This is a genomic window from Thalassospira sp. A40-3, assembly GCF_015871485.1.
In the GTDB taxonomy this organism is placed as follows: domain Bacteria; phylum Pseudomonadota; class Alphaproteobacteria; order Rhodospirillales; family Thalassospiraceae; genus Thalassospira; species Thalassospira tepidiphila.
The window spans coordinates 373298-391551 of record NZ_CP065428.1; the positions used below are offsets into that span (position 1 = coordinate 373298).

General features: G+C 56.0%; 15 protein-coding genes and 2 riboswitches. Of the genes, 4 read left to right on the forward strand and 11 right to left on the reverse strand.

All coding sequences use genetic code 11. From position 1 onward, the window contains the following. Nucleotides 1-20 precede the first annotated feature (20 nt). The 3 genes from IT893_RS01690 to gpmI are packed head-to-tail and all read right to left on the reverse strand — an operon-like array spanning nucleotide 21 to nucleotide 4244. Nucleotides 21-1322, reverse strand: coding sequence for a S41 family peptidase (locus IT893_RS01690; protein ID WP_064781166.1), 1302 nt, complete (start codon nucleotides 1320-1322; stop codon nucleotides 21-23). Beyond that, the gene (locus tag IT893_RS01695; RefSeq protein WP_252724043.1) at nucleotides 1319-2662 is read right to left on the reverse strand and encodes a murein hydrolase activator EnvC; all 1344 of its coding nucleotides are present in this window, start codon (nucleotides 2660-2662) and stop codon (nucleotides 1319-1321) included. The genes IT893_RS01690 and IT893_RS01695 overlap by 4 nt, the downstream gene beginning before the upstream one ends. Next, nucleotides 2652-4244 (reverse strand): 2,3-bisphosphoglycerate-independent phosphoglycerate mutase, encoded by a 1593-nt coding sequence (gene gpmI / locus IT893_RS01700; RefSeq protein WP_197146617.1) that lies wholly within the window; start codon nucleotides 4242-4244, stop codon nucleotides 2652-2654. The genes IT893_RS01695 and gpmI overlap by 11 nt, the downstream gene beginning before the upstream one ends. A 273-nt stretch (nucleotides 4245-4517) precedes the next feature. Further along, nucleotides 4518-4623, forward strand: a riboswitch (glycine riboswitch). Between the two features lie 2 nt (nucleotides 4624-4625). Continuing rightward, a riboswitch (glycine riboswitch) is annotated at nucleotides 4626-4747 on the forward strand. 69 nt (nucleotides 4748-4816) lie between these two features. On the opposite strand from gpmI, the gene IT893_RS01705 reads away from it, so the two are divergent. After that, on the forward strand, nucleotides 4817-6256 hold the full coding sequence (locus tag IT893_RS01705; RefSeq protein WP_252724044.1) for an L-serine ammonia-lyase: 1440 nt from the start codon (nucleotides 4817-4819) through the stop codon (nucleotides 6254-6256). Between the two features lie 162 nt (nucleotides 6257-6418). Then, nucleotides 6419-6952 carry a dihydrofolate reductase family protein gene (locus tag IT893_RS01710; protein ID WP_120225715.1) on the forward strand — a complete coding sequence of 178 codons (534 nt, stop codon included), beginning with the start codon at nucleotides 6419-6421 and terminating at the stop codon, nucleotides 6950-6952. 82 nt (nucleotides 6953-7034) lie between these two features. Here IT893_RS01710 and fabG read toward each other — a convergent pair whose 3' ends face one another. Further along, the gene (gene fabG, locus IT893_RS01715; protein ID WP_197146618.1) at nucleotides 7035-7814 is read right to left on the reverse strand and encodes a 3-oxoacyl-ACP reductase FabG; all 780 of its coding nucleotides are present in this window, start codon (nucleotides 7812-7814) and stop codon (nucleotides 7035-7037) included. Nucleotides 7815-8067: 253 nt separating this feature from the next. Here fabG and IT893_RS01720 point away from each other — a divergent pair, with 253 nt between their 5' ends. Continuing rightward, nucleotides 8068-9069, forward strand: coding sequence for a phosphotransferase enzyme family protein (locus IT893_RS01720; RefSeq protein ID WP_197146619.1), 1002 nt, complete (start codon nucleotides 8068-8070; stop codon nucleotides 9067-9069). Then, a complete protein-coding gene (locus tag IT893_RS01725; RefSeq protein WP_197146620.1) occupies nucleotides 9066-10400 on the forward strand; it encodes an aspartate aminotransferase family protein in 1335 nt (444 codons plus the stop codon). Before IT893_RS01720 ends, IT893_RS01725 begins: the two co-directional genes overlap by 4 nt. A 23-nt stretch (nucleotides 10401-10423) precedes the next feature. Here the strand turns inward: IT893_RS01725 and IT893_RS01730 are convergent, their stop codons facing one another. The 7 genes from IT893_RS01730 to IT893_RS01760 all read right to left on the reverse strand — a co-directional run bounded on the left by IT893_RS01730 (nucleotide 10424) and on the right by IT893_RS01760 (nucleotide 18117). Then, complete coding sequence (locus tag IT893_RS01730) at nucleotides 10424-11197, reverse strand: DeoR/GlpR family DNA-binding transcription regulator (protein WP_064781160.1); 774 nt, start codon at nucleotides 11195-11197, stop codon at nucleotides 10424-10426. A 53-nt stretch (nucleotides 11198-11250) separates the two neighbouring features. After that, the gene (locus tag IT893_RS01735) at nucleotides 11251-13059 is read right to left on the reverse strand and encodes a methyl-accepting chemotaxis protein (protein WP_197146621.1); all 1809 of its coding nucleotides are present in this window, start codon (nucleotides 13057-13059) and stop codon (nucleotides 11251-11253) included. A 204-nt stretch (nucleotides 13060-13263) separates the two neighbouring features. Further along, a complete protein-coding gene (locus IT893_RS01740) occupies nucleotides 13264-15027 on the reverse strand; it encodes a methyl-accepting chemotaxis protein (protein WP_197146622.1) in 1764 nt (587 codons plus the stop codon). Between the two features lie 214 nt (nucleotides 15028-15241). Then, nucleotides 15242-15700, reverse strand: a complete 459-nt coding sequence (gene rlmH / locus IT893_RS01745; RefSeq protein WP_120225710.1) for a 23S rRNA (pseudouridine(1915)-N(3))-methyltransferase RlmH — start codon at nucleotides 15698-15700, stop codon at nucleotides 15242-15244. Nucleotides 15701-15780: 80 nt separating this feature from the next. Beyond that, a complete protein-coding gene (rsfS, locus tag IT893_RS01750) occupies nucleotides 15781-16170 on the reverse strand; it encodes a ribosome silencing factor (RefSeq protein WP_051007601.1) in 390 nt (129 codons plus the stop codon). 55 nt (nucleotides 16171-16225) lie between these two features. Further along, on the reverse strand, nucleotides 16226-16834 hold the full coding sequence (locus IT893_RS01755) for a nicotinate-nucleotide adenylyltransferase (RefSeq protein ID WP_040823073.1): 609 nt from the start codon (nucleotides 16832-16834) through the stop codon (nucleotides 16226-16228). After that, complete coding sequence (locus tag IT893_RS01760) at nucleotides 16831-18117, reverse strand: glutamate-5-semialdehyde dehydrogenase (RefSeq protein ID WP_197146623.1); 1287 nt, start codon at nucleotides 18115-18117, stop codon at nucleotides 16831-16833. Before IT893_RS01760 ends, IT893_RS01755 begins: the two co-directional genes overlap by 4 nt. Nucleotides 18118-18254 lie beyond the last annotated feature (137 nt).

An 18254-nucleotide genomic window follows, 5' to 3' on the forward strand; every position in this document is an offset into this window, starting at 1 on the left:
TCACGATGCCGGGTCCAACCTTACCCATTCGGACGCGGGCCAAACAGCGAAATACCCCGGATCATGTCAAGCGCACGCGACAGCTGATAATCATCAATCGCCAGCTGTTCGGCCTCGTCACGGCGGGAATTTGCATCCTGTTCCGCATCTGTGATGCCTTCGTCCTCGTTACGAAGGGCGCCACTAAGCGATGCTTCGGAGCGACGGGTATCCGCCTCGATGCTTTCGACACGTGCCTGCGGAACGATGATGTCCGGCACAATGCCGACTTCCTGAATGGACTTGCCTGACGGCGTGTAATACCGCGCCGTGGTCAGACGAAGTGCCACGTTTCCGGGCATCGGAAGGATGGTCTGGACCGACCCCTTGCCGAAGCTTCGCGTACCCATAATGACCGCACGGCGATGATCCTGAAGGGCGCCTGCGACAATTTCGGATGCCGAGGCAGAACCATCATTGATCAGAACCACAATCGGCAAACCTTCGCTGAGGTCACCGCTACGTGCATTGTAACGTTCGGTGTTTTCGGTATCACGCGGACGGGTCGATACGATTTCACCCTTATCAAGGAAGGCATCGGAAACCGAGATCGCCTGATCAAGCAAACCGCCCGGGTTGTTGCGCAGGTCGATCACCAGTCCCTTGATTTCCGGGCCGATTTCTTCGCGCATGTCAGCAATGGCGCGCTGCAGGCCGCTGGCGGTCTGTTCGTTGAATTTGGTGATACGGATATAGCCGATATCGTCTTTCGGTTCGGCGCGGACCGACTGGATCTTAATCACCGCACGGGTCAGGGTGACATCGAACGGTGCCTGTTCACCCTTGCGGATGATGGTCAGGACGATGTCGGTATTGACCTTGCCGCGCATCATCTCGACCGCATCATTCAGCGTCATGCCGCGAATGGCGGTGCCATCGATATGCGTAATGAAGTCGCCCGGCTGAAGGCCAGCCTTTTCGGCGGGTGTGTCATAGATCGGCGCGATGACTTTGACAAAGCCGTCTTCCATGGTGACTTCGATGCCAAGGCCACCGAATTCGCCGCGGGTATCAACCTGCATTTCCTCGAAATTATCCATATTCAGATATGAGGAATGCGGATCAAGCGATGTCAGCATGCCGTTAATGGCCGCTTCAATCAGTTTTTTGTCATCGACGTCTTCGACATATTTGCTTTTGACCTGTTCGAACACATCGCCAAACAGGTTGAGCAGCCGATAGGTCTCAGCCGAGGAGGTTGAAGATTGCGCCAAAACTGGCGACGCAAGGCCGATAGTCATGCCGGTCGCGAGTGCGAGTACTGCCAATCGTGAGGTTTTCATCCACTTACCTTGCCGTTTTTCGAGGCCAGCCATGGAAGCGGATTGATTGCTTCCCCGTTCTGGCGCATCTCCAGATATAGTTTTGGCGAAGTTTCACCCATAATACCAACAGGTTCGCCCGCCAATAGATATTGTCCTACCACACTGTCCAGCCGATCAAAACCGGCGATAAGGCTATGGTATCCTTCGCCGTGTTCGATAATCAAGAGCCGGCCATACCCGCGGAAGGGGCCGGCAAAGACAACTTTGCCGTCAAAAGGTGAGACAACCTGCGCATTTGCGCGTGTGCTGATCTCAATTCCCTTGGACCTGTTTACGGTCAAACCATCCGGGCCGCGTGATTTTTCACCAAAAAGTGTAACCACTTTACCACTGGCGGGCATGCGGAGGTTGCCCTGTGCCAGTGTGATCGAACTGCCAACAGCGAATTCTTCGTCACTTGTGTCAGTACCACCGGTATTCCCCGCATCAGATTTGCTTTCGGGCGGCGGTGGCGGTGTGTTTTTGGCAATTGTTGTCGCACCAAGCGTGTCTGCATCCGGTTCGGTACGTGTCGCAACACGAACTTCCGGGCGGGCGCGCGGGCGTGGCAGCCCTTCAGCACGATTTTCCAGATTGCGCAAAAGCTCGCCCAGCGATTTGGCTTCATCGGCAAGTGCACTTACCGCCTTGGCGGCTTCTTCGGCCTCGGCCTCTGTCTGGGCGCGCAGGCGGCGCTTTTCATCCAGAAGGGCGGCAAGGGATGCGCGTTCTTGTTGCAATTCCTGGGTGGCAGCGGCCAATTCGCTACGACGATTGCGAATATCTTCGCGCAGCGTGGCAATCTCGCCTAGTTCCTTGCGCAGATCGCGGGCGTGCTGTTCGACACCGGGCAGGGCGGCCTTAAGCAATACCGCCGAACGCAACGTATCCTGCGGCGATGTTGGCAGGGCAATGACCGCTTCGGGCGGGGTGGTCGACAGGCGCTGCAGGGCCATCAGGATGCGGGCATATTGCCCGGCCTTGTCTTCAAGGCTGGTGGCGGCGACCTTTTCACGTGCTTCAAGCGTTTCGAGCTGATCTTCCAGTTCGGTCAGCGTCGTTTCAAGGCGCTGGGTGCGTCTGGCGACAGATATCGCCTCGGACTGAAGGGCTTGTTCCTCGGTCCAGAGTTCCCGTGATTTGCGTGACAGGAACTCTTCCTGTTTTTGCTGTTCGGAAAGCTGGTTTTCAAGTTGATCAAGTTGCTGATCAACCTTTTGCAGCGATTGGGCAAAAGAAGGCGCAGCCCCGCCTGCAGCAAAAACCGCAAAAGCGATCAGCGCAGGCAGGGCGATCTCATAAGCTAACTTAGCTCGCAAGAAGCGCGTCATTCTGTTTCAGGCCCTTAAGCAAGGGTTTACCAGTCATTTCTGCCGGTTGCGGCACGCCAAGCAATTGCAGCAAGGTCGGTGCGACATCGGCCAAACGACCATCTTCCAATGTTACCCCTTCCGGACCGTTAACAAGGATGGTCGGAACGAGATTAAGTGTATGTGCCGTGTGCGGTTCGCCGGTTTCCGGATCGACCATCACTTCGCAGTTGCCGTGATCAGCGGTGACAAAGGCAACGCCACCGACCGACTTGATCGCGTCAATCACTTTGCCAAGGCAGGTATCAACCGCCTCTGCGGCCTTCATCGCGGCTTCAAGGATGCCGCTATGGCCGACCATGTCCGGGTTGGCAAAGTTCAGGATGATGGTGTCGTATTTTTCCGACTTGATGGCAGCGACCAGTTTTTCGGTCACTTCCGGTGCCGACATTTCCGGCTGCAGGTCATAGGTCGCGACTTTGGGGGAGGCGACCAGAATGCGGTCCTCGCCCTCGAATACCTGTTCTTCGCCGCCGTTAAAGAAGAACGAAACATGCGGGTATTTTTCGGTCTCGGCGATGCGAAGCTGCTTCATGCCGGCCTTGGATACCACTTCGCCAAAGATGTTTGGCAGGGTCTGCGGCGGATAGATCGCATCCATGTATTTGGCATGTTCGGACGAATATTCGACCATCCCGGCCTGAACGGCGAACTTGATCGGCGTGCCGCGATCAAAGCCGTCAAATTCCGGTGCGCAGAGGGCGGCAAGGATTTCACGTGCGCGGTCCGCCCGGAAATTAGTCATCAGAAGGCCGTCGCCGTCCTTGATGCCATCATAATCGCCAATCACGGTCGGCAGAACAAATTCATCGGTCGTACCGGCTTCATAGGCGTTGGCAATCGCGGCCTCCGCACTTTCTGCGCTGCGGCCATCGGCGTAATTCTTGCCCTGAACCATCGTGAAATAGGCCTGGCTTACGCGTTCCCAACGGTTGTCGCGGTCCATGGCGTAATAACGGCCGGTGACTGTGGCGATTTCAACATTGGCATCACCGATCAGGGCGCGGAATTTCTCAAGGAACTTGGCGGCACTTTTCGGTGCGGTATCACGGCCATCAAGATAGGCGTGAATTTTTACCGGCACACCGGCACCTGCAATGATCTTGGCCAGGGCCGCCATGTGGGCCTGATGGGAATGCACCCCGCCTTCGGACAGAAGACCCGCGATATGGCAAACGCCATTGGAATCGGAAAGTTTGGCGATGATCTTTTTGACGGTGTCGGTATTGGCGATGGTGCCGGTTTTGACGGCCTCGTCAATTTTGGGCAGTTCCTGCATGACCACACGGCCAGCACCGAGGTTCATGTGACCGACTTCCGAGTTGCCCATCTGACCTTCGGGCAGGCCAACATCCAGACCGCAGGCCTTAAGAAACCCGGTCGGATTGTTGGCGTAAAGGTCATCCCAGACAGGCGTGTTGGCAAGGGCGACAGCGTTGTCCTTGCTTTCTTCGCGATAACCCCAGCCGTCCAGAATGCACAGCACCACAGGGCGCGGGCGCTTTACGGAATTCGATACAGTCACGTTCATAAACCCCACAGATAAAGGAAAAGGCTGAATGTCCCGTAAATATGGTGACTTACGGGCTCTTTCGCCATCAATCCCGCCATGCGGACAGGGTGGGTCAGTCTTCGCGCACGACGGGTACATCAATTACCCGGGCAATTTAGCACGATTACCGTTGCTTAACAGCATCTGCCGCAGAAAATTTTGCAGATGCAAACCAGTTCTTTTGACAGTGTCTAAAGACGCAGATAGTGTTCAATCTGACGGTGAACCTCTGAGGTGGCAGAAATGTTATCTCGCACCGTGACGGGAGAGTTCGGATATCACGCGATTTGCATGATGTGCGGCGCCGAAGGAGCAATGCCTCATAAACACTCTCAGGCAGATGGACCGTCACGGAAGAGGCTCTGGAGAGAGAAACCAAAAAGCGCCTGGGAGAAAGCGCTGGTCAGGTTTCCACCGAAGGATGAACGCCCCAAGCCGATCTTGATCGGGCAGGGCGGATAATCTCAGGTCAAGGGACAGAGGGGGCAAAAACACCGGTTCGTAAACAGCGCGAAAACAAGCGCGTTATTGAGCCGTGAAGGAGGCCCTTGATGACAAATCCCGCGACCGATCCCTCTTCGGGATCGCAAAAGAAATCCCAACATGACGTCAACCTGTCGGTTGTTGACCTTTACACAATCGGTATCGGTCCTTCGAGTTCGCATACGGTTGGCCCGATGCGCGCGGGATATCGTTTCTGCCTTGAGCTTGAGGCGCGCAATCTTTTACAAAAGTCCGGCAGTGTCGTGGTTGATCTTTATGGATCGCTTGCCCTGACCGGCAAGGGGCACGCAACCGATACCGCGGTGATCATGGGCCTGAATGGAAAGCGCCCGCGCAATATCGATCCTGATGATATTGTGCCGACTGTGAAGGCGATTGATGAAACCAGCCAGTTGCAGCTTTACGGGCAGTATCCGGTTGCCTTTAACCGCGATACCAATCTGGTGTTTCATTTCACCGAAACCCTGCCGCAGCATCCCAATGGCATGCGCATTACCGCCTTTGACCGCGATGGCGTGAAAATCCATACCCAGGAATATTTCTCGGTCGGGGGTGGCTTTATCGTATCCAGTGACGATCACGGTGCGGAATATTCCGGCGATAACATCACCTTGCCATTTCCGTTTTCGTCCGCCGACGAACTGATGGAAATCTGCAAGCGCGAAGGGCGCTCCATCGCGGAAATCATGATGGAGAATGAACAAAGCTGGCGCAGCTCCGATGAAACCATCGCCTTTGTTGATCGCGTTCATGACGCGATGATGAGCTGCATTGACCGTGGCATCCGCACTGACGGTATCTTGCCCGGTGGCCTGAATGTCAAACGTCGGGCATCGAACCTTTACAAGGAACTGACCGAAAAGCCCGAAGCTGGCCTGCGTGATCCGCTGACGGTGATTGACTGGGTCAATCTTTATGCCCTTGCCGTGAACGAAGAAAATGCCGCAGGCGGTCGGGTTGTGACCGCACCGACCAACGGGGCCGCAGGCGTTATTCCCGCCGTTCTGCGTTATTACGAAAAGTTCGGTGCCAACGCCAATCAGCACAAAATTCGTGAATTCCTTTTAACTGCGGCGGCCATCGGGTCGATCTATAAAAAGCGCGCCTCAATCTCGGCGGCCGAAGTTGGCTGTCAGGGCGAGGTCGGGGTTGCCTGTTCAATGGCGGCTGGCGCGCTGTGTGCCGTGCTGGGCGGAACGCCCGAACAGGTCGAAAACGCCGCCGAGATCGGTATGGAACATAACCTTGGCCTGACCTGCGATCCGATTGGCGGTCTGGTGCAGGTGCCCTGCATCGAACGCAACACCATGGGTGCGGTCAAGGCGATCAATGCTGCACGTCTGGCATTGCGCGGTGACGGCCAGCATACCGTTTCGCTTGATAAGGTGATCGAGACCATGCGCCAGACGGGACTCGACATGCAAAGCAAGTACAAGGAAACCAGCCAGGGCGGTCTTGCGGTCAATGTCAACGTGGTGGAGTGCTGATCCCAACTCTTAAGAATAGGGCAGAAAACCGGGCTTTCTGGCATCTGCAATGTAAATTAGACGGTTTTCTGCTTTTGTTTCTTGCGACTTGCGGTTGGTGTTTTGCTATGATTTGCCGACTAAAAATAGGGGCAAAGACCCCAATATCGGTTGGACATAGACATGAGCAAAAAACTGTTCCGCATTTACATCGCGGTCAGTCTGGATGGCTTCATTGCGCGTGCTAATGGTGCGGTGGACTGGTTGGGGGAATATGACCCGGCCGAGTTCGGCTTTGACGACTTTCTGGACTCCGTCGGTACGCTGATCATCGGGCGAAACACCTTTGATCAGGTGATGGAATTTGGCGACTGGCCCTATGAGGCCCGCCGCACAATCGTTTTGACTTCCCGCGATCTGCCCAAAGATCGGCCTGCCAATACCGAGGCCTATGGCGGGAGTATCATCGAACTGGTCGATCAATTGCGCGACCGGCGGTCGGCGGATGGTGACATCTGGGTCGTCGGCGGGGGCAGTGTGGTGACACAGTTCCTGTTTGGCGGGTTTGCCGATCAGCTTGATATCTTTACGATCCCGGAAGTGCTGGGGTCCGGCATTTCATTGTTCGGGCGCGATGCCGGGGGGATCAAACCCCGTCTTCTGGCGTCCGAGCGCTACAATTCCGGTGTCGTGCGCAGCCAGTACGGTTTGGCCTAAACCCGAAAAAAAACCAAAGCCCGCATCTGGTGAACCGGATGCGGGCTTTGTCGTTCTATGCCGTTTTGCGCGGGGTGAGGGCTCAGATCTCTTCAAGTGCCTCAAGCGATTCCGGCAGGATCTGACCGCCATCGACCACGATCTGCTGGCCGGTGATATAGGCCGCTTCATCGGATGCAAAGAACAGGGCGGCATTGGCGATATCCTCGACACTGCCCAGACGTTTCAGCGGGATCGAGTTCGCCATCGAGCTCAGATAATCCTCACCAAGATCGGCCAGGCCCTCTGTCATGATATTGCCGGGCATGACGGCATTGATGGTCGTGTTATAGCGCGACAGTTCCATGGCTGCGGTTTTGATAAAGCCAAGCTGGCCGGCCTTTGAAGCGCCGTAATGTGACCAGCCCGGATAGCCCGTCACCGGCCCGGTAATCGAGGATGTAATCACCACGCGCCCCTTGCCGGATTTTTCGAAATTGGAGATGCAGGCCTTTACGCACAGGAAGCTGCTTTTAAGGTTGGTTGACATCACCTGATCCCAGTCATCAGCCGTCATATCGATCATCTTGATCTGCGGAAAGATACCGGCATTGGCACAAAGGATATCAATCCCGCCAAAGGTTTTGGCCGTGTATTCCGCCAGTGCAGAGACCTGATCAAAATCCGAAACATCACACAGGAACATGTCGGCGGTGCCGCCGGTAGCCTCGATTTCATCGACGGTGGTTGCCGCGTCCTTTTCGGTGCGGGCCGCGATCATGACCTTTGCCCCCTTGCTAGCAAATACCTTGGCGATGCCCTTGCCAATGCCCTTGGAGCCACCGGTGACGATGACGCTTTTGCCTGAAATCGAAGTCAGCATGGTTGATCCTTTCGTGAAGTCATGGGGTAATGCGCCTGCACCAGCTTTATTCTGCGCTGCGGATTGCCGGTTCCCTGATTGTGCGCTGCGTTATGTTTTCTTGATGATTGGTCGAAATATTCCGTGATGCAACAAAAAATGTTGCAAGTTACACATTTTGTGCCGCATTATTCACAAAATGGCACCGAGGCCGCCCGGAAACGGCGCTAATACCCGTTTCGGGCGGTCATGAGAAAGCGACAGGAGGCATCGGTTGGGCGGCATTTACGATGACAACATGATTGATGTCCTGAAAGAGGGCGCGGTTTCGGTCCTGCCGGGTTGGGGCATGGGCGAAGACAACGATGTGTCGCTTCTGACCGTTTCGGAAAATGCGACCTTTCTGGCAACTGATCCCGACAGTGGTGCGAAGCTGATCTTGCGGGTGCATCGGCCGGACTATCACACGCGGGCGGAAATTGAATCCGAACTGGCCTGGATCAATGCCCTGCGGGCTAGTGATATCGTCGATACCCCCAAGCCGCGCCTGCGCAGTGACGGATCATTGGTCGCCGAATTTGATCACGGCGGGGTTAGTCGTCATGTGGTCGCCTTCGATTTCATGAGCGGCGAGGAACCCTCTGCCGACGAGGCATTGGTCGATGGGTTCTTCAAACTTGGGGCGATCAGTGCGCGTCTGCATGGACATGCCCGGCAATGGACGCGTTCGGTCAATTTCGTGCGCAAAAGCTGGACGTTTGATACCACCCTGGGGGCCAACCCGCATTGGGGCGACTGGCGCGCGGCCCCCGGGCTTGATGCCAATGGTTTGGCCTTGCTGGAACGGCTTTGTGTGCATCTTGATCAGAAGCTGGCAGCCTTTGGCATGGGCAATGATTGCTATGGCCTGATCCATGCGGATCTGCGTTTGGCAAATCTTCTGGTCGATGGTGACCGGTTGGGGGTGATCGATTTCGATGATTGTGGCTTTGGCTGGTTTGGCTATGACTTTGCCGCCGCCATCAGCTTTATCGAGCTTGATCCGATTGTCCCGGCACTCAAGGAAGCCTGGATTGAAGGGTACCGAACTGTCGCGCCGTTTTCGGTCAGCGATGCGGCGATGCTTGATAGCTTTGTGATGCTGCGTCGCCTGCTTTTGACAGCATGGATTGCGAGCCACCCGGAAACACCGACCGCGCAGGAAATGGGCACGGGCTTTACCGCAGGCACCCTGCAAATGGCGCAGGATTATCTGACAGCCGAGGGCGCGAAATGAAGCCTGTGCGCCCCATCCTTGATATGAACGCCTATGACGGCAAAACCTCCTTTGGCCGACCCCCAGCCGGCGATGATCTTTTGTCGCGGCGGACCCGGAACTTTGGGGCGGCATCGGTGCTGTTTTACCGTGATCCGATTGAAATGGTGTCGGGTTCTGGCTGCTGGATGACGGCGGCGGACGGAACGAGCTATCTTGATTTTTATAACAATGTGCCCTCGGTCGGGCATTGCCATCCGCGCGTGGTCTCGGCCATGGCTGATCAGGCCGCGAAGCTTAATATCAACAGTCGTTATCTGCATCAGACGACCGAGGAATATCTTGATCGGCTCAAGGCGACATTCCCCGATTACCTTGAAAATATCGTTCTGACCTGCAGCGGCAGTGAAGCCAATGATCTTGCGCTGCGCATTGCCGAGCGGGCAACAGGTGCCAGCGGCTTTATCGTGACCGAGTCCGCCTATCACGGCAATACGCGTGCTGTGACAGACATTTCACCATCAGCACTCAAACGCGGCAATCTGCCCGATCATGTCATTGCCGTTCCGGCCCCAAGCAAGTTGATTTATGGCGATGATGTTGCCGCCGGTTTTGCCGACGAGGTCAACAAGGCAGCCCTTGTTTTGCAGGATCGCGGTTACGGGGTCGCGGCCCTGATTGCGGACAGCATTTTTTCAAGCGACGGCGTGTTTTCCAATCCGCGCGGGTTTTTGCGGTTGGCGGTGGCGGTTGTCCATCGTGCTGGCGGGCTGTTTATCGCTGATGAAGTGCAGCCGGGCTTTGCGCGCACCGGTGATGCCTTTTGGGGTTTTGCCCGCCATGATGTCGAACCCGATATCGTCAGCATGGGCAAACCGATGGGCAATGGTTTCCCGATGGCGGGCATTGCGGTACGCCCGGAATTGCTCAGCGCGTTTTGCGATGATGTCGGTTATTTCAACACCTTTGCCGCAAGCCCGGTGGCCTCGGCAACGGGATTGGCCGTTTTGAATGTCATTCGTGATGAAGAGTTGCAGGCCAACGCCGCCCTTTGTGGCAAGTCATTGCGCGAAGGTTTGCTACATCTGGCCGATATTGATGACCGGATCACGGATGTGCGTGGTGCCGGCTTGTTCATCGGTGTAGATCTGTCCCCCGATGGTGATCCTGCCAACCCTAGCGGGCAACTGGTCAGTGACATCATCAATGCCATGCGCGAGAACCGGGTTCTGATCGGGGCGGCCGGGAAATTCGGCCAGACATTGAAAATCCGCCCGCCGCTTTGCCTGAAATCGTCCGAGGTCGATTTCTTTATCGAGGCACTGGCGAAGTCGCTGCGCGCCTGTCGCTAAGCGCCTGGACTGCGATTTCGGGATCAGTTACGCGTCGCGGCCTTGATCATACAGCCACCGGCACGGATGGTTTCATCAAGAACCCCCATCGGGCTCTCATCAGTGACCAGAACATCGACCGACGTCCAGTCGCAATAGCGCGCCGGGAAGGCCTGATTGAACTTGGTGTGATCGGCAACGATCATGCTCCGCGTCGCGCGTTCCATCATGACGGAATAGACATCCGCCGCCTCGATCAGGGCATCACTTGCCCCGTCACCGTCAAGGCCACTGGCACCCAATATGGCCCATTCCACCCGATAGTTTTCAAGAAAACGCACGGTCTGCGCGCCATGCATCGCACCTTCCTGTGCGTGATAAAGGCCGGGCGCCATGATCACCCGGATTGTCGGGTTGATGGCAAGCACGGTGGCAACGCCAAACGAATGGGTGATGACGGTGAGATCCGTCATGGTTACCGCCAATCGTTTGGCGACATGAACCGTCGTGGCCCCGGATCCGATCATGATATGGCGCGCGCCGGCCAGAACCGGCACGGATTGTTTGGCGATGCTTTCGCGTTCGGCAATGTGAAGCTGATGGCGTTCATTCAGGCCCGGCTCGCTGGCCTGACGGCGGACAGCACCGCCATAGGTGCGATTAATCAGCCCTTGCGACGTCAATTCGTCAAAGTCGCGTCGAATGGTTTCATTCGAGACATTCAAACGTTCGGCCAGATCCGCGATCCGCAATGACGGTTCGAGGTCCAGTTCGCCAAGAATGCGTTGTTGTCGAAGGGATTTCTTGTTTGCTGCCATGACGCGATGATAGTGCCCGGACCATCATCGCGCCAGCCGTTTTAAGCAATCCGTCAATCGGAATTAAGCCCGTATTTACGGCAATGGGCGTGGTAGCTGCTGGCAAGTTCATCGGCCCCGATCAGATTACCGGCTTCGTCCTTGTAGGTCAGATGATGTTCAATCGGCTGACCCTGCCAGAGCTTTTCGATCTCGGCCCGTTTGGGCGTCTTGCGGAAATCGGCAATGAAGTCGTTGATCGCACAAAGCAACGGATAGGACGCCGGTTCGGCTGCGACCGCTGCAACATAGAAGAACGGGTGCGGCAGGATCGGTTTGGGCAGGACTTCCAGACGGCCATGCCAAGGGCTTTGCGGGTTTTTCGACGCCCAGTAAAACACCGGATGGTCGCCGGCAAAGGCATCAATCGCCCCGTCTGCAACAGCGTCATGCACGCGCGAAATATCGCCATAGGCGATCATGTTCGAAAGCTTGGCAATGCCGCCGGGCTTGTTTTCATTATCCGCCCAGCGAAGACCGACATCTTCCAGTACGGCAAGGGCAGCGGGGTCATTAACCGTGCCCAGTACCTTGCCGTCAAGATCGGCAATCGTATTGATTGATGTGTTGTCCGGACGGCGGATCAGCGAAAAGTTCAGATAGGTGTAGGTATCTGAAAACGCGACACCCTTATAGAAATCACTTGGTGGCAAGGCGCACCAGACAACATCGGCGGGCGGTTGTCCGGCCTTTTTGCCAACAAACAGAAGCTCGGTCAAAAGATCCCACGGATGTTCAATGAACTCGCACTCAACGCCGATGGATTTGGCAAAGGCCTCGGCATAGTCGATATCAATGCCATGCAGCGGGCCACCTTTTTGCGGGCGGAACGATGCCCCGACCAGTGCCGGGTCAATGGCGATACGGATTTTACCGCGCGCCTTGATGTCGGCAAGGCGGTCATAGGCCGGATCTTCGGGAATGTAACTGGCGGCCAGAAACTGCGAAAGCTTGGTCGATACGTTTGCTGTATCGGTGGTGCAGTTTGAAAGTTTGGCGATTTCGCCGGATGCCCAGCTTACTTTGCTGCGTGTGCGGGCCGATGAGTCTTTGCTGGCATCGAGCAGTTCAAACACGACCTGGTTATGGCCGCTGATATGTTCAAGGCGTCCCGACATCTGGGCAAAGCGATCCTTGAGCCCGCCCAGCGCCTCTTCGATTTCACCGCCTAGGCTATCAAGGTCATTGCCGATATTGCCCATGCTTTCGCGCAAGGATTTGGTGACATCGGACAGATCAATCAGATCTACGGCCTCGTTCGTGCGCTGCATGGTGCTTTGCGCCAGATTACCAACTTCCTTGGCCACCACGGCAAAGCCGCGGCCATGGTCACCGGCGCGGGCGGCCTCGATCGTGGCGTTAAGGGCGAGCAACTTGATCCCCTTGCCGATATCTTCAATTGCACTCAGAACCTTTGCCGCACCTTCGGCCTTGGTTTCCAGATCCTGACTGATCTTTTCAAGATCGCCACGAATGGCATCGGTTTTCGACGAGACCGTTGCACGCGTGCTTTCCTGTACGTCGTTGGCGGTATGGGTGCTTTCTTCGATTTCGCGGCGCGTTTGGTCAAGGCCGGTGCGCAGATTGTTGGATCGCACATCGATCTCGCGCATCAGGCTGTCTTGGGTTTCACCCGCCGTATTGGCGAATTTCAGAAGATTTTCAATGTAATCAAGGGCCGTGGAAATACCGCGCATCAGCCCGTCAAGTTGGTCGGCTTGTGGTGGTGGGGTATCCGCCTGCATGGGCTGAATGTCTGATGATTGTTGCGGCTCGTCCTGATCGACCAGGTCCGCACGCGGCGCCAAGATGGTTTCTTCCATTTTTCAAAGCCTCACCACTGCCACTGAATTTTGTGAATTTTTATTTCTTACAAGGAAAATCTATCGTCGGGTGGAAAATGTTGCAAGGCAGCATATTATGAAAGTTGATAACAGGTGCTGTGATGCCTTGAAGTTGCAATGCTTTTCAAATCTTGCAGGGCGCCTTGCACAGGCACACCAGAATTTTGTGTTGCGTTGCAATGCCTAGTGCTCAGCAATGCCGAACTTGCGGCAATGAGCGTGATACAGGGTTGCCAATTCATCGGCCCCGATCAGGTTTCCGGCCTCGTCCTTGTAGGTCAGGTGATGTTCAAGCGCCTGGCCCTGCCACAGTTTTTCGATGTCGGCGCGCGCAGACGTGCCACGGAATTCGGCAATGAATGCGTTGATCGCACACAGCAATTTCCAGGATGCCGGTTCGGCGGCCACGGCGGCAGTATAGTAATAAGGCAATGGCAGGATATTACCCGGCAGGACTTCAATACGGCCATGCCATGGGCTTTCCGGGTTATTTGCCGCCCAGTGGAAGATCGGCTGATCAACCGCAAAGGCATCAACAGCCCCGTCGGCCAAGGCATCATGCAGGCGTGTCTGGTCGCTGTAGGCAATCAGGTTGGAAAGCTTGGCGATGCCGCCCGGCTTGCTTTCATTATCCGCCCAGCGCAGCCCCTGTTCTTCAAGAACCTGAAACGCCACCGGATCGTTGATGATGCCCAACACCTTGCCATCAAGATCAGAAAGGCGATTGGTCGCCGTATTTCCGGCCCGCCGACAAAGCGCGAAGTTGAGATACGTGTAGGTATCAGAATAAGCGACACCCTTGTAAAAGTCGCTGGGGGGCAGGGCGCTCCAGACCACATCGGCGGTCGGTGCGCCGGGCTTTGCGCCCACAAAAAGAAGCTCTGTCAGAAGATCCCAGGGATGTTCAACAAATTCACATTCAACGCCCAGCCACTTGGCAAGTGCCCTTGCGTAATCGGCATCAAGGCCACGCAGCGGATCATTTGGCTTCAGGCGGAATGACAGCCCGACAAAGGCCGGTTCAATGGCAATGCGGATTTTGCCGCGCGCCTTGATATCGGCCAGTCGGTCATATGTCGGATCATCATGCAGGTGATGGGACTTCAAAAACTGTGCAAGGTTGTCTTGCGCCAGTGCCGCATCCGAAAGGCTTGTGCTCAGCGCCTTGGTGTCATTATGGGCCCAGGTGACCTTGCCGCGTGTGCGGGCCGATGCATCCTTGCTGCCCGCCAGCAATTCAAACACCACCTGATTGTGCTCGGAAATATCAGATAGCCGTTCTGACATGTTGGCAAAGCGTTCCTGAAGGGTGGTAAGCGACCCTTCGATTTCATTGCCAAGGCTATCAAGGTCATTACCGATACTGGCCATGCTTTCGCGCAGCGCCTTGGTGACATCCGAAAGATCAATCAGATCGACCGCCTCGTGGGTGCGCTGCATGGTGCTTTGCGCAAGGTTGCCGACTTCCTTGGCAACAACGGCAAATCCACGGCCATGATCACCGGCACGCGCGGCCTCGATCGCGGCGTTAAGGGCCAAAAGCTTGATTCCCTTGCCGATATCCTCAATCGCGCTCAGGACCTTGTTCGCACCTTCGGCCTTGGTTTCCAGTTCGGCGCTGATGCGTTCAAGGTCGGTTCGGATGGCGTCGGTCTTTGCGGCCACCGTGGCGCGGGTGGCTTCCTGAACATCATGGGCAACAGATGTGCTGTTTTCGATCTCACGCCCGGTATCATCCAGACCGGCACGCAGATTGTTTGACCGCACGTCGATTTCGCGCATCAGGCTGTCTTGGGTTTCGCCCGCCGTATTGGCAAATTCCAGAAGATGCTGGATGTAATCCAGTGCGGTGGAGATCCCGCGCATCAGGTCTTCGATGCCAGCATTGGTTTGGGCGACCTTGCGCGCAGTTTCGCCGTCCTGCGTAGCCAAAACAGTTTGTTCCATATTCAACGCCTTACCATTACCCAAGAGTCATTTTTTGATTTTGGGAATATTTTTTTCTTGTGGGGAATGTTAGCGACGCTGTTTGTATGTTGCAAGGCAGCATGGGCTAAAACGAGAAAATATCTTTATTTTCTCGGGCATAAGCTGAGCAACGGTATAGGGTGCCTTGCACTGCAGGTAGGGTCTGTCCCTATCTTTATGCCGCGATGCGGTATTACTCGCGGTGATAGGGATGGTTGGTCTGAATGGCGTGGGCGCGAAACAGCTGTTCGGCAATTAGGGCGCGGACCAGCATATGGGGCCATGTGGCCTTGCCCAGCGACCAAAGCGTATTGGCCCGTGATTTCAGGGCTGCGCCATGCCCGTCCGCCCCGCCAATGGCAAAGGCGATATTGCCGGCATATTGATCCATCCAGCCTTCAAGCTTTTGCGAAAACTCGATCGATCCATATTCCTTGCCGCGCTCATCGAGCGCGATCAGGAAGGCATTTTCCGGAATGACGCCAAGCAGGAGATCCGCTTCGCGGTCTTTAAGCTGATTGGGGGGGAGTTTCTTTTTTTCTTCGACTTCGCGCAGCACGAAGGGCCAGCGCAGTCGGGCAGCGTAATGGTCAAAAAGATCTTTCTCGGGGCCGGCTTTCATCCGTCCCACCGCAGCAAGGGTGATTTGCATGTCGTCGATCCAGACCGTTACGCAAGATACCTGTTTGGCGCCGTTACCCGCCTTGGGCAGGCGCCAAACAGCGCGGGCTGTTAGTACAGCCGCGCTGCCTGCTGTTTCAGAGCCGGGTTTTCAACGCCCCACATCTCTTCGATGTTGTAAAAGGCACGAACTTCCGGACGGAAAAGATGAACGATGACATCGCCCGTATCGACCAGAACCCAGTCACCCTGTTCCTTGCCTTCGGCCAATGCACGGCCCTGACCGGCATCCTTGATGGCTTCGACAAGGTGTTCAGCCATGGATGCGACCCGGCGCGATGACGAGCCGGTTGCGATGATCATGTGATCGGCAAGGGAGGTTTTATCGGTCAGATCAATGGTAACAAGGTCTTCGGCCTTGTCATCTTCGAGCGTTCTCTGGATCAGCGAAAGCATTTCGCCGGAGGTCAGAGTCTGTTTTGCGGTACCTATGGTCGCCACCTTAATGTTTCGCGCGAAGGCCGGACTTTACCGGCCAAATACATCGCTGCGATGCTTACACCTGCCATCTGCCTTCGGCGCGAATTGCGGTCGAAGAGGCCGGATGGCGCTTGATTGGCAGGTATACCCAGGCCGGAACATCCAGATCGGCCAGCAAACCCGCCCTGTCCATGGGAATGCGCCAGCGTTCCATACGGCGCGCGGCGGTCCCGGACAATGCCTTGTTAGAATACCCTTCACGGTCGAGAACCGCAATGGGAGCACGTAAAATCAACCTTTCCCACCATTTCCATTTATGGAACTGGGCCAGGTTGTCTGCTCCCATCAGCCAAACGAACTTTGTTCGGGTAAAACGGCGTTGCAAGGCTGCAAGAGTGTCGGCCGTATAGCGGGTTCCAAGCTCGGTTTCAATTGCAGAAACAACAATGCGGGGATGCTTTGCCATCATCAGTGCCGAATCAAAGCGGTCGGCAAGGTCCGCCATGCCGGTCGATGACTTAAGCGGGTTTTGCGGCGACACCAGCCACCAGACCGCATCAAGCTGTAGGCGTTTCAACGCTTCGAGCGATATATGAAGGTGACCTTCATGGGCGGGATTGAACGACCCGCCCAACAGGCCGACCCGTGGTGGGGCCGCATGTGATCTGGGGGCAGATGACGTCATGGACGGGTCTGACCGTTACCACGAACAATGTATTTATAGCTGGTCAGCTGTTCGACTCCGACCGGGCCACGTGCATGCAGCTTGCCGGTCGAAATGCCGATCTCGGCCCCCATGCCAAATTCGCCACCATCTGCAAACTGGGTCGATGCGTTAACGATGACGATCCCGGAATCCACCCCATTGAGGAAGGTGGCCGATGCGGTGGCGTTTTCGGCAACGATGGCATCGGTATGGTGCGATCCAAACGTGTTGATGTGATCAACCGCCTCTTGCACGCCCGACACAACCTTGATCGACACAATCGCATCAAGATATTCGGTGACCCAATCGTCGGCCGTGGCCGGTTTGATGCGGCCATCAATCGCCTGCGCGGTTTCATCCCCGCGAAGTTCGCATCCCTTGGCAACCAGTGCCTCGGAAATGCGGGGCAACAGACGGCCTGCGACCGAACTATCGATCAGGATGGTTTCCGTCGCGCCACAAATCCCGACGCGGCGCATCTTGGCATTGACGACAATGTCGACCGCCTTTTGCGGATCGGCACTGGCATGGACATAGGTGTGGCAAAGCCCTTCCAGATGCTTGAACAGCGGAATACGGCTCTCATCCGTGATGCGCGCAATCAGCGACTTACCTCCGCGCGGGACGATGACATCGATGTAATCCGACAGTTTCAGCATCTCGCCAACTGCGGCACGATCCGTTACCGGGATCATCTGAAGGGCATTTTCGGGAAGGCCTGCTTCCCGGATGCCAGCCACCATGCAGTCAAAGATCGCACGCGATGAGTGGAAGCTTTCAGACCCACCACGGAGGATGGCGGCATTACCCGATTTGATGCACATCGCACCGGCATCGGCCGTCACGTTCGGGCGGCTTTCATAAATGATGCCAATCACGCCAAGCGGGACGGATACGCGCGCGATATCAAGGCCGTTATGTTCCGGGCTCCAACGCGCCAGCTCACGACCGACAGGATCGGGCAGCTCGGCAACGGCCTCAATACCCTTGGCAATACCTTCGATGCGATCAGAATCCAGTGCCAGACGGTCCAGCAAGGCTGCCGTCAGGCCCTTGGCGCGACCGGCTTCCATGTCCTTTGCGTTGGCGGCAAGGATGGTATCTGCGTTTTCGCGCAGTTTGGCGGCTGCGGCCTTAAGGGCAGCTTCCTTTGGCTCGGCCGGGACCTGTGCGAGTTCGAGTGCCGCCTTGCGGGCCTTGATTCCCATATCGCGCATCAGTGCTGCGATATCCTGGCTTTCGATACTGGCAAGCGCCGTCATGGTCCTGGTTCCGTTCCTGTCATTCTGGCCAGTGCAAAACGCACTTGGCCAATTGTTCTGAGATTTTATCAACAAATTGGCAAAATAGACATCAAACCGGCTATCTGCAATGTCCTTGAATGGACAAAGCGCGCTGA